9 protein-coding genes and 1 pseudogene are annotated in these 10,766 nt (G+C 52.4%); 6 read left to right on the forward strand and 4 right to left on the reverse strand.

Annotation, left to right across the window (positions count from 1 at the left end; translation table 11 throughout):
* Positions 1-679 precede the first annotated feature (679 nt).
* Positions 680-2,047 carry an anaerobic C4-dicarboxylate transporter DcuC gene (dcuC, locus tag HX884_RS23180; protein ID WP_020685657.1) on the forward strand — a complete coding sequence of 456 codons (1,368 nt, stop codon included), beginning with the start codon at positions 680-682 and terminating at the stop codon, positions 2,045-2,047.
* A 93-nt stretch (positions 2,048-2,140) separates the two neighbouring features.
* Complete coding sequence (rna, locus tag HX884_RS23185; RefSeq protein ID WP_029882130.1) at positions 2,141-2,950, forward strand: ribonuclease I; 810 nt, start codon at positions 2,141-2,143, stop codon at positions 2,948-2,950.
* On the opposite strand, the gene HX884_RS23190 is transcribed toward rna, so the two are convergent.
* Positions 2,944-3,561 carry a flavin reductase family protein gene (locus HX884_RS23190; protein WP_013097603.1) on the reverse strand — a complete coding sequence of 206 codons (618 nt, stop codon included), beginning with the start codon at positions 3,559-3,561 and terminating at the stop codon, positions 2,944-2,946. The genes rna and HX884_RS23190 overlap by 7 nt on opposite strands.
* A gap of 266 nt (positions 3,562-3,827) precedes the next feature.
* On the opposite strand from HX884_RS23190, the gene rnk reads away from it, so the two are divergent.
* Positions 3,828-4,238 (forward strand): nucleoside diphosphate kinase regulator, encoded by a 411-nt coding sequence (gene rnk / locus HX884_RS23195; RefSeq protein ID WP_013097604.1) that lies wholly within the window; start codon positions 3,828-3,830, stop codon positions 4,236-4,238.
* A 107-nt stretch (positions 4,239-4,345) separates the two neighbouring features.
* Here the strand turns inward: rnk and HX884_RS23200 are convergent, their stop codons facing one another.
* On the reverse strand, positions 4,346-5,584 hold the full coding sequence (locus HX884_RS23200) for a zinc-dependent alcohol dehydrogenase (protein ID WP_178328867.1): 1,239 nt from the start codon (positions 5,582-5,584) through the stop codon (positions 4,346-4,348).
* Positions 5,585-5,764: 180 nt separating this feature from the next.
* On the opposite strand from HX884_RS23200, the gene uspG reads away from it, so the two are divergent.
* Positions 5,765-6,193 carry a universal stress protein UspG gene (gene uspG, locus HX884_RS23205; RefSeq protein ID WP_013097606.1) on the forward strand — a complete coding sequence of 143 codons (429 nt, stop codon included), beginning with the start codon at positions 5,765-5,767 and terminating at the stop codon, positions 6,191-6,193.
* Between the two features lie 60 nt (positions 6,194-6,253).
* Here uspG and ahpF read toward each other — a convergent pair whose 3' ends face one another.
* Together ahpF and ahpC are read right to left on the reverse strand one after the other, a co-directional pair.
* A complete protein-coding gene (gene ahpF / locus HX884_RS23210) occupies positions 6,254-7,819 on the reverse strand; it encodes an alkyl hydroperoxide reductase subunit F (RefSeq protein ID WP_178328868.1) in 1,566 nt (521 codons plus the stop codon).
* Between the two features lie 188 nt (positions 7,820-8,007).
* The gene (ahpC, locus tag HX884_RS23215; RefSeq protein ID WP_008501015.1) at positions 8,008-8,571 is read right to left on the reverse strand and encodes an alkyl hydroperoxide reductase subunit C; all 564 of its coding nucleotides are present in this window, start codon (positions 8,569-8,571) and stop codon (positions 8,008-8,010) included.
* Between the two features lie 638 nt (positions 8,572-9,209).
* Between ahpC and HX884_RS23220 the strand changes: the two genes are divergently transcribed.
* Together HX884_RS23220 and HX884_RS23225 are read left to right on the forward strand one after the other, a co-directional pair.
* Positions 9,210-10,109 carry a LysR family transcriptional regulator gene (locus HX884_RS23220; protein WP_178328869.1) on the forward strand — a complete coding sequence of 300 codons (900 nt, stop codon included), beginning with the start codon at positions 9,210-9,212 and terminating at the stop codon, positions 10,107-10,109.
* Between the two features lie 171 nt (positions 10,110-10,280).
* Positions 10,281-10,712: pseudogene (locus HX884_RS23225) on the forward strand (phosphoadenosine phosphosulfate reductase family protein); the annotation flags it as partial.
* Positions 10,713-10,766 lie beyond the last annotated feature (54 nt).

Genomic DNA, 10,766 nt, shown 5'->3' on the forward strand with positions numbered 1-10,766 from the left:
GCTCCGGATGAATATGATGATCTCATATCAGGAACTTGTTCGCACCTTCCTTAGTATTCGAGGCAAAGTTTACCATACAATAGTTGAATGGAGCCTTAACGGCATCGGCATTACTCCTAATTAATCAGCCACTTTGCGAGAATATTCTGAGAGCGGCACGGTGGCCTGTTGAATAATCATCTCACGGGCGCGTTCAAACCTTTTTTAATAATGCCTACCGGTAAAAATAACCCTTCAGTTAATATGGCTTTCAGGACAAACATAACGCCCTGTCTGCAAGGTATAAAGATTATCATTAGCCTCTACAGCCAGTGTTTTCGTGCTGCTCAGCCCCTTTCTCACGAAACGCTGTACTGACCCACTCACCAACGCGCACCGGCAGGAAAAGTCTTTTCCCCTCTTATTCAAGAACGTGTTAATACTTATTCAAGAACGTGTTAATATAGAATCAATAAATTAACAACTCATTAGCATTTAAATGACATACTCCACTGTTGTCACCGGTCAATACCCATATGTCATTATTGCCATCACCATGGCAAAAATATCGCTAACATCTGCTTTAGTAGTATATTTATTGATTTTAATCAGCAAGGACTGGCCATTAATTCGGCACATTCTCATCCTTCTTTTTTATTGATTATTTGTGCTCTCGGGCAGCAAGGATACAGGGGAAATCATGCTTACGTTTTTCGAGCTCCTTATCGGAGTCGTCGTCATTGTCGGTGTAGCACGCTACATCATTAAGGGGTATTCCGCCACGGGCGTGTTATTTGTCGGCGGCCTGGCCTTGCTGATCGTTAGCGCCCTGATGGGTCACCAGGTCTTACCCGCCAGCGCAGCCAGCACCGGGTATACCGCCACAGACATTGTTGAATACATTAAAATTCTGCTCATGAGCCGCGGTGGCGATCTGGGCATGATGATCATGATGCTGTGCGGTTTTGCCGCATACATGACCCATATTGGTGCCAACGATATGGTCGTGAAGCTGGCCTCCAGACCGCTGCAGTACATCAACTCCCCGTATCTGCTGATGGTGGCAGCCTACTTCCTCGCCTGTCTGATGTCGCTGGCCGTGTCGTCAGCCACTGGCCTGGGGGTGTTGTTAATGGCTACCCTGTTCCCGGTGATGGTTAACGTCGGCATTAGCCGTGGTGCAGCGGCGGCTATCTGCGCCTCTCCGGCGGCCATTATTCTCTCCCCTACCTCTGGCGACGTCGTACTGGCGGCGAAAGCCGCGGAAATGTCACTCATCGATTTCGCCTTTAAAACCACGCTGCCGATTTCCATTGTGGCTATCGTGGGCATGGGCATCGCGCATTTCTTCTGGCAGCGTTATCTCGATAAAAAAGAGCACATCAGCCACGAAATGATGGACGTGAATGAAATCACCACCACCGCCCCGGCGTTCTATTCCATTCTGCCGTTCACGCCTATCATCGGCGTGCTGATTTTTGACGGCAAATGGGGACCACAGCTGCACATCATTACCATTCTGGTTATCTGTATGCTGCTGGCCGCCATGCTGGAATTTATTCGCGGTTTCAACACTCAGAAGGTATTTTCTGGCCTGGAAGTGGCGTATCGCGGTATGGCCGATGCGTTTGCAGGCGTCGTGATGCTGTTGGTGGCGGCAGGCGTCTTCGCGCAGGGTCTGAGCACTATCGGCTTTATTCAGAGCCTCATCTCCATCGCCACGTCGTTCGGCTCTGCCAGCATTATCCTGATGCTGGTACTGGTGGTGCTGACCATGCTGGCGGCAATGACCACCGGTTCAGGCAACGCGCCGTTCTACGCCTTCGTTGAGATGATCCCAAAACTGGCACATTCTTCCGGTATTAACCCGGCTTACCTCTCCATTCCCATGCTTCAGGCGTCTAACCTCGGTCGTACCATTTCGCCGGTATCAGGTGTCGTAGTCGCGGTCGCCGGGATGGCAAAAATCTCGCCGTTCGAAGTGGTAAAACGCACGTCGGTCCCGGTGCTTGTGGGCCTGATCATCGTGATTATCGCAACCGAAGTGCTGGTTCCTGGCGCAGCCTGAGTAAAATGACCGATATCCAAAAAGCGCCTGCGGGCGCTTTTTGTGCTTTAATAACTTCCAGAAATCTATCGCGTTAACCCATCAGGAAATCACATGTTCAGGAAGGATATCGTTATCCCGTCTGGCGCCATGGCGCTTGCACTCTGTGTCTTCTCCGCGCAGGCGGATCCGCTCAAAGCCACGCAGTATGGCGATTTCGATCGCTACGTTCTGGCGCTTTCCTGGCAAACCGGGTTCTGCCAGAGCATGGCTGAACGTAACCGTAACGAACCCGAAGAGTGCCGTCTGCAAAAAGAGAGCAATAACAAGACCGATTATCTGACCGTACACGGATTATGGCCTGGCCTGCCAAAATCCATCGCCGCACGCGGCGTGGATGAACGCCGCTGGATGCGTTTTGGCTGCGCGACCCGCCCAATCCCGAACATGCCGGAAGCCAAAGCCAGCCGCAAATGCTCAGCCGCCGAAACCGGGCTATCACTGTCGGGTGCCGCAAAGCTAAACAGCGTCATGCCCGGCGCTGGCGGTAACTCCTGCCTGGAACGCTATGAGTACGCCAAACACGGCGTCTGCTTCGGCTTTGATCCTGACGCCTATTTCGGCACCATGGTACGGATGAATCAGGAGATAAAAAACAGCGCGGTGGGTAAATTCCTGGCGGATAACTACGGTAAATCGGTAAGCCGTAAAGATTTTGATAATGCCGTGGCGAAAAGCTGGAGCAAAGACAACATCAAAGCGTTCAAACTGACCTGCAATGGTAATCCGGCCTATCTGACCGAAATGCAGATCTCGCTTAAGGCCAGCACCATTAATAACCCGCTGTCTGCCGGCTCTTTTGCGCCACAGCCACATCCGGGTAACTGTGGCAAACAGTTTGTTATCGATAAAGTGGGTTACTGATCCACAATCGGGCGCACCATATCGAAGCGGTGTTCATCACTGATGCCATAATAGGCCGTCGGCCCACCCGCACGCAGGATGGGCTGCGCTTTCGCCGTCTGGTAGATCCCCTCTTCCAGCAGCGATTCGGCAATATGAATCCCCACCACTTCGCCCAGCACCAGCCAGGTGTCAACCGGTGTGCCGTCGGCGCCGGTCAGCTGAATACACTGCGACAGGCGGCACTCAAAGTTCACCGGACTCTCGGCCACGCGTGGCGCCTTTACAAGCTGGCTTGCCGCTGGCGTCAATCCGGAAAAAGAGAACTCGTCTTGATCGTGAGGCAGCGTAGCGGAGGTGAGATTCATCGCCTCAGCCAGATCGCGCGTGGCAAGGTTCCAGACAAACTCACCCGTTTCGTTAATATTACGCACGCTGTCTTTCCAGCCGTTGCTGGAAAAGCCAATAATCGGCGGGCGGTAGTTAAAGCAGTTAAAGAAGCTATACGGTGCCAGGTTGATCTGTCCTGCCTGGTCGCAGGAGGAGATCCAGCCAATCGGACGCGGACCAATAATGGCATTCAGCGGGTCATGCGGCAGGCCATGCCCCTGTGACGGTTGATAAAAGTACATAGCGCTCTCTTATAAGGGGCAGACGCGAACTGCGTTTACCCACTATCCTGATTCAGAACGTTCAGCGTAACGCAATCCGCCAGAAATGCAGACTGAATAAATTTCAGCGAAAATTCATATGGCCCATGAATGTGACCTCTATCACTTCAAAGTTGCGTGCGCAGACAGTATCATCGGGAGAGTTAAACCCTCGCTGCCAGACGGCGAGGGTTTTCTTTTGGATTGGTTTCTGCGTTACACGCAGCATTAACGACATGGAGTAAAAAATGTCCAGACCCACCATCATTATCAATGAACTTGACGCAGAACGTATTGACCGACTTCTGGAGAAACCAGAATTCGCCTCGCTCCCGGTAGCCGATGCCCTGAATGAAGAGCTCGACCGGGCGCAGATGTGTACCCCGGAGTCCATGCCGCATGACGTGGTCACCATGAACAGCCAGGTCAAATTCCGCAACCTGACAACGGGCGAAGAGTTAACCCGCACGCTGGTCTACCCGGCGCAAATGACCGACAGCAGCGCTCAGCTTTCCGTGCTGGCACCGGTCGGCGCGGCCCTGCTGGGCCTGCGTACGGGGGATACCATTCACTGGGAATTGCCGGGCGGTGCCTCGACCCATCTGGAAGTGCTGGCGTTGCTCTACCAGCCAGAAGCGGCAGGCGATTACCTGCGTTAATCCCATCTGAACAAGCGCGACCCGCGTTGCACAGAGGATGCCTGCGCATCCTCTTTCCGCAGATTCACCTGGACGTCCTATATCGTGCCGCAGGTAAGGGAACCGTCTTAAACCACCCCACCCGGAAACGCATTCACCAGCCCTTTAACCTGCTGTTCCGCCGCTTCCGGCGTTTCTGCACCGGGCACCAGAATCACCTTGCGGCACGCCTCCTCCCGTTTTTCAAAGATCCGGTAGGCGCGTTCGGCATCGTCCAGCGGCAGATAGTGGGTGACAATCTCCTCCGGCGTCAGCAGCCCTTTTTCGATCAGCGGTAACAACTCGCCAAGCCAGGCGTGGACGTGGGTCTGGTCCATCTTAAAACTGAGCCCCTTATCGAAGGCATCACCAAACAGGAAGCCATGGATAAAACCCGCATACACGCCGGGCACGCTCACCACCCCGCCCCGTCGAACAGCAGCAATACACTGACGCAGCGCTTTACCGCTGCTGCCCTCAATTTTAAGGTTGCTGAGGATGGTTTCCGTGGTGCTGCCTTTGGCTTCAAACCCCACGGCATCAATGACGGCATCCACGCCGCGCTGGCCTGCGGTTTGCTCAATGATTTTTTCCGCTGCGTCGTTGTCTTCATCAAAGTTGATGGGGATAGCGCCGTAGCGTTCTGCGGCAAAACGCAGACGATACGGGTGATGGTCAACCACAAAGATCTGTTCGGCACCTAACAGCCGCGCGCAGGCGATGGTCAGTAACCCCACCGGCCCTGCACCAAAAACGGCGACGCTGGAGCCTTTTTCAATCTGGGCATTTTTCGCCGCCTGCCAGGCGGTAGGCAAGATATCGGAGAGGAACAGCGCTTTATCATCGGAGAGCAGCTGAGGCACTTTGAACGGCCCAACGTTACCTTTGGGCACCCGAACGTATTCCGCTTGTCCACCGGGCACGCCGCCATAAAGATGGCTGTAGCCAAACAGCGCGGCGGGCGCGGGAATTTGCTTTTTATTCAGCGCGGCGCCCTGCCCGGCGTTGGTGCTCTCGCAGGCCGCGTACTGCTGCAGGCGGCAAAAGAAGCAGTCACCACAGGCGATGACAAACGGGATCACCACCCGGTCGCCTTTTTGCAGCGTCTTCACTTCCCTGCCCGTCTCCACCACTTCGCCCATGAACTCGTGGCCAAAAATATCGCCGTGTTCAACTTTGGGGATCTTCCCGCGGTAGAGATGCAGATCCGATCCGCAGATCGCCGTGGCCGTTACGCGCAGGATAATATCGTCAGGTTGTTCAATAACAGGATCGGGGACATTCTCGACACGAACATGATGTGGACCGTGGTACGTGAGTGCTTTCATGCGACCTCCGAAAGGATCCGGGTAAGTATTTAAGGGTAGCGTTCCCTGACGACCTGCCCGGGATTAGCGGGCTTTTGAGATTTATCCTGGGAAAAACAGAAAAGTGCCGCAGCGCTTACAAAAACCATATTCATTTTATGGTTGAATGATTCCAGCGTTTATAAACAAGGAGAAACGGGTATGTATCAGAGAATTATTATGCCGGTTGATGTTTTTGAGATGGAGCTGAGCGACAAGGCCGTACGCCATGCGGAATTTCTGGCGCAGCAGGACGGGATTATTCATCTTCTACACGTGCTGCCGGGTTCTGCCAGCCTGAGTCTGCATCGCTTTGCCGCCGATGTACGCCGCTTTGAAGAGCATCTGCAGCATGAGGCGGAAAATCGCCTGCAAACGATGGTCGGGCACTTCACCATCGATCCTTCCCGCATTAAAACGCATGTCCGGTTTGGCAGCGTGCGCGATGCCGTTAACGAGCTGGCGAGCGAGCTGAACGCCGACGTGGTGGTTATCGGTTCACGCAATCCGTCCATTACCACGCATCTGCTGGGTTCAAACGCCTCCAGCGTTATCCGTCACACCCACATTCCGGTGATGGTCGTGAGATAAAAAAAAGAGGCCACCTTCTGGTGGCCTCTCCTGGTGCAGGTGCAGTCTTACTGACTTTTATTATGCTGTTTTGGTGCGAATCAGGTGGTCGAACGCGCTCAGAGACGCTTTCGCCCCTTCACCGGTCGCGATGATGATCTGCTTGTACGGCACGGTAGTACAGTCGCCCGCCGCAAATACGCCCTTCACGCTGGTTTCACATTTGGCATCGATGATAATCTCGCCCATGCGGTTACGCTCAATGGCGCCTTCCAGCCAGGTGGTGTTTGGCAGCAGACCAATCTGCACGAAGATCCCCGAAAGCGGAACGCTGTGCACATCGCCACTGACGCGGTCGCGGTACTCCAGACCGGTGACTTTACTGCCGTCGCCCTTCACTTCCGTGGTCTGCGCATTCAGCACGATGTCGACGTTTTTCAGGCTGCGTACTTTATCCTGCAGTACCTGGTCTGCCTTCATCTCTGGTGCAAATTCCAGCAGGGTAACGTGTTCAACAATGCCCGCCAGGTCGATAGCCGCTTCAACACCGGAGTTACCGCCGCCAATCACCGCCACGCGTTTGCCTTTAAACAGCGGACCATCGCAGTGCGGGCAGTAGGTCACGCCTTTGGTGCGATACTGATCTTCACCCGGCACGTTCATGTTGCGCCATTTGGCACCGGTGGCAATGATAATACTGCGGGCTTTCAGCACCGCGCCGGAAGCGGTTTCAATCTGGTGTAAGCCACCTTCGACTGCGGCAGGAACCAGCTTGCTGGCGCTCTGGCTGTCGATCACATCCACTGCGTAATCATTGACGTGCGCTTTAAGTGCGCCAGCCAGTTTCTGGCCTTCGGTCTTCGGCACAGAGATGTAGTTTTCGATATCCACGGTATCCAGCACCTGGCCGCCAAAGCGTTCGCCCATCAGACCGGTACGAATACCTTTACGTGCGGAATAGACCGCTGCCGCGGCGCCCGCCGGGCCAGAGCCGACAATCAGTACATCATACGCATCGCGCTTGTTCAGCTCTTCTGCGGCACGTTTTTCGGCGCCGGTATCCACTTTGGCCACAATTTCGGACAAGGTCATACGGCCCTGGCCAAACTCCTGCCCATTCAGGAACACTGCCGGAACCCCCATCACGTTGCGATCGGTGATTTCGTTCTGGAAAGTGCCGCCATCAATTGCGGTGTGTTTAATACGCGGGTTCAGGACTGACATCAGGTTCAGCGCCTGCACCACGTCCGGGCAGTTGTGGCAGGAGAGCGAATAGTACGTTTCAATGGTGAAATCCCCGTCGATATCGCGGATCTGCTCCAGCAGCGCCTGCGCCTCTTTCGACGGATGCCCACCGGTCCACAGCAGAGCCAGCACCAGTGAGGTAAATTCGTGGCCCAGCGGTGAGCCGGCAAAACGCGGCCCCTGATCAGAGCCCGGGTTGGTGATCAGGAAAGATGGCTTACGCACTGCCAGATCGTTCGCTTCTTTGAAGGTCACTTTCGGTGACAGTTCGGCGATCTCCGCCAGCAGTTCCTTGATTTCTGCCGATTTAGCGCTGTCGTCCAGCGTGGCAATCAGCTCAACAGGTTTGGTCAGTTTCTCAAGGTATGCCTTGAGCTGGGTTTTCATTGTAGTGTCGAGCATTGTTCTTCCCTCTCTTAAAACGTCATCATGCAAGCTGCCTTATACGGGCGGCCTGAATGCAACTTGCATCATGGTGCTGGAATGAAATGGGCGCGGGGGGCGCCCATGGGTTGCCGGGTGGCACGTCGTTTACCCGGCCTACGATACTGTAGGCCTGTGCAAGCGCAGCGCCGCCAGGCTTTACAGACTTAGATCTTGCCGACCAGGTCCAGAGATGGAGCCAGCGTCGCTTCGCCTTCTTTCCATTTCGCCGGGCAAACTTCGCCTGGGTGAGACGCCACGTACTGAGCGGCTTTCACTTTACGCAGCAGGTCAGATGCATCACGGCCGATACCTTCAGCGGTAACTTCGATAGCCTGGATAATGCCCTGCGGGTCAACAACGAAGGTCGCACGGTCTGCCAGGCCTTCATCTTCACGCATGTTGTCGAAGTTACGGGTCAGGGCGCCAGTCGGGTCACCGATCATCGCGTATTTGATTTTCGCGATGGTTTCAGAGCTGCTGTGCCACGCTTTGTGGGTGAAGTGGGTGTCGGTAGAGACAGAGTACACGTCTACGCCCAGCTTCTGCAGTTCATCGTAGTGATCGGCCACGTCACCCAGTTCGGTCGGGCAAACGAAAGTGAAGTCAGCCGGATAGAAGAAGAACACGCTCCAGCGGCCTTCGGTATCTTTCTCAGTGACTTCAATGAATTCGCCGTTTTTGAACGCCTGGTTTTTGAAAGGTTTAATTTTGGTGTTAATCAAAGACATCTGTACTTCCTCCGTGTTTTCGTTGAGATGTAAGGTAACGAACTTTCGCTACATGGGCTAATGCGTTTGCTTTATCAAATCAATCAGCCATACCTAACAACCCGAACAAGACAACGTTGTGAACCCAATGAATAAAAGCCCGAAAGTAAAAAGGCCGCCCTGGTGGGCGGCCCTGATACCTGAACTTTCCACAGGAACTTTCAGTGCCAGTGAGACTGGCGTTGCGTTGCGCTCTACATACCTTTATATCAAGGTCGTTACAGCCCCTCGATTACAGCACTCGTGTCGGGACAGGGCAATGGATTGAAGGGATAATCATATCTATGGCTGTGATAGGTTTTACCAAACTAAGCATTCCCCATCGCCGCTAATGCTCACGCCAGTAAAAATAAAAATGAGTGATAATTACTTGTCCATATATAAATCTGACTATTTTTATTCAGTTCTGTTTTCTATTTTAAAGGTAAAAATATCTTAACCATTATTGAAGTTCTATTTCATTAATCTACGTTCGTGATATATTAAGTTGGTTTTCAATCATAATTAAGCGAGCTAACCATCAAGGATGGTAAATGGTTACGTTCCTTCTATAGTTATCAGTGATGTGATAACGCAACGCAGCACACTCAGGATGAAACATGGCAAATCTTTACGACTTAAAAAAATTCGATCTCAATCTGCTGGTCATTTTCGAATGCATCTACCAACACCTGAGCATCAGCAAGGCAGCAGAAACGCTCTACATAACGCCTTCCGCGGTCAGTCAATCCCTGCAGCGGCTGCGTAACCAGCTGAACGATCCGCTGTTTATCCGTTCGGGAAAAGGGATCACTCCCACTACCGTTGGGGCAAATTTGCATTATCATCTTGAGCAAAACCTCAATCAGCTTGAGCAGACCATCAACATCATGCATGGCTCATCGCTCAAAAAGAATTTTGTCATCTACTGCCCGCAGGTTCTGACAACCGACAATCTGCTCAGCCCCATGAAGCTATTGATGCGAGAGCACAATTATGAAATAGAGCTTCATGACATGCTGCTGTCCGCGGATTCCGCAGAAGACCTGCTTGCCTACCGCAAAGCAGACTTAATTTTCTCCATTGCGCCTATCAACAATCGCTCAATGGTGTGCGTTCCCTATATCAATTACCGAATGATTCTGGTGTGCAGCCAGGATCACCCCCGCCTGCAGGAGACCGCTACCCTGGAAGAGCTGCAGAAAGAGAAGTTTACGATCTTCCTGAGCGATGAAGCGGGTGTGAAACACTATCAGTCAAAGACTGAGGAAGTGCATGCCGACAGGACAATCGGTTTTCGCTGCGACTCTCTCTTTTCAATCATGACCATGATCAGCGCATCGCATTTAGTGGGATATATCCCGGAAGTCCTGTATGAAAAATACCGTGACGTATTGCGACTGAAAAAAGTTGACGCACCCTTTACGCTGCCTCAAATGGAAGTCTTCATGGTTTATAACCGCTCAGCGCTTAACAGCTCGGTTTTCTCGAAGTTTGTTGAGCAGATTACGCAAAAATAAATCCGAATGGCTGTGATATTTACAGCCATTTCTCTCTTCAAAATATAACCCTCATTTATAGATAATAAAAAATCTGCCTTTTTTGATTTACCTGCCTTTATTTTCACTACTATTATTCTCTCTCCTGCATTGACATGAACGTCCGGTATTTATTTCCAGGAGGAGTTGCCTTTGTCAATTTATAAGCATCCGCTCAATCAAAATGTCCTTGACGCTGCCACAGAGCGCATAACATGGACGCTTGAAAATCTGCCAAGGGTCTGTGTTTCATTTTCTGGCGGAAAAGATTCCACAATTATGTTCCATTTAACGGCCCGACAAGCCCGAAAAATGGGAAAGAAAATCTGTCTGTTATTTATCGACTGGGAAGCACAGTTCACCTGTACCATTCAGCATGTGAATAACATGATCGCACAATACGCCGATGTGATTGAAAAATGCTGGTGGGTAGCGCTCCCGTTGACCACGCAAAATTCACTTTCACAATTCCAGCCCGAATGGCAGTGCTGGGAGCCGGGTAAAAACTGGGTACGCACGCCCCCGGAAGAGGCGGTAACCGATCCAGATTACTTCTCGTTCTACCAGCCGGGCATGACCTTCGAGGGACTTTGTTGAATAAATCGAACTTTTGCTGAGTTGAAGGATCAGATCACGCAT

The sequence above is a fragment of the Enterobacter sp. SECR19-1250 genome (assembly GCF_013391025.1).
GTDB classification, from domain to species: Bacteria; Pseudomonadota; Gammaproteobacteria; order Enterobacterales; family Enterobacteriaceae; genus Enterobacter; species Enterobacter cloacae.

Coding starts and splice junctions, on each gene's coding strand:
- dcuC (WP_020685657.1), top strand. CDS start 680: ATGCTTACGTTTTTCGAGCTCCTTATCGGAGTCGTCGTCATTGTCGGT.
- rna (WP_029882130.1), top strand. CDS start 2,141: ATGTTCAGGAAGGATATCGTTATCCCGTCTGGCGCCATGGCGCTTGCA.
- HX884_RS23190 (WP_013097603.1), bottom strand. CDS start 3,561: ATGTACTTTTATCAACCGTCACAGGGGCATGGCCTGCCGCATGACCCG.
- rnk (WP_013097604.1), top strand. CDS start 3,828: ATGTCCAGACCCACCATCATTATCAATGAACTTGACGCAGAACGTATT.
- HX884_RS23200 (WP_178328867.1), bottom strand. CDS start 5,584: ATGAAAGCACTCACGTACCACGGTCCACATCATGTTCGTGTCGAGAAT.
- uspG (WP_013097606.1), top strand. CDS start 5,765: ATGTATCAGAGAATTATTATGCCGGTTGATGTTTTTGAGATGGAGCTG.
- ahpF (WP_178328868.1), bottom strand. CDS start 7,819: ATGCTCGACACTACAATGAAAACCCAGCTCAAGGCATACCTTGAGAAA.
- ahpC (WP_008501015.1), bottom strand. CDS start 8,571: ATGTCTTTGATTAACACCAAAATTAAACCTTTCAAAAACCAGGCGTTC.
- HX884_RS23220 (WP_178328869.1), top strand. CDS start 9,210: ATGGCAAATCTTTACGACTTAAAAAAATTCGATCTCAATCTGCTGGTC.